Source organism: Phyllobacterium sp. P5_D12, assembly GCF_054049495.1.
The window spans coordinates 1-503 of the sequence record NZ_JBFUMG010001216.1 but is presented as its reverse complement, the minus strand read 5'-3'; the positions used below and the strand labels follow the sequence as shown (position 1 = coordinate 503).

Here is a 503-nt window from a genome sequence, read left to right as displayed (position 1 = left end):
GCTATAGCCGTCGGGATACATCGACGGATTGAGCGAATAGAAATCCGTACTGCCGAAGGCCGCTGCCATCATGTCTTCCATGCTGAGCGAATCGCGAATGGCCAGTCTGATATCCTGGTTCTTTGTGATGCCCATGCTGGTGTTCATAACGAAGACCGGCCAGCCGAATGGCTTGAGCAACACGGCTTCAGTCGTTTTCTGATCCTTCAACCGGTCATAGGCTTCGACCGGCAGGCTATCGACGTAGTCGAACTGACCCGAAACCGCGCCTTCGACACGTGTATTGGCATCCGGCACAGGAACAAAGCGAATTTCATCAAGATATTGATGACGGGCACCGCCATAGCCGTTTTCGTCGCCTTCGGGTGATTTGTAGCCGTCGAAACGTGCCAGCTGGATATATTGGTCGGCCTTGCGCTCCTTCAGCATGTACGGGCCCGTACCAACCGGATCGGTCATCGGGTTCTGCTGCTTCTCGCTGGGGAGAATGATCGCGGCGGCAT

At 55.3% G+C, this 503-nt stretch carries 1 protein-coding gene; it reads right to left on the bottom strand.

Features of this window, described 5'->3' with window-relative positions; all coding sequences use genetic code 11:
• Window positions 1-503, bottom strand: a 503-nt coding sequence (locus ACXJ5O_RS29570; RefSeq protein ID WP_457303002.1) for an ABC transporter substrate-binding protein, incomplete at both ends; no start/stop codon positions are given.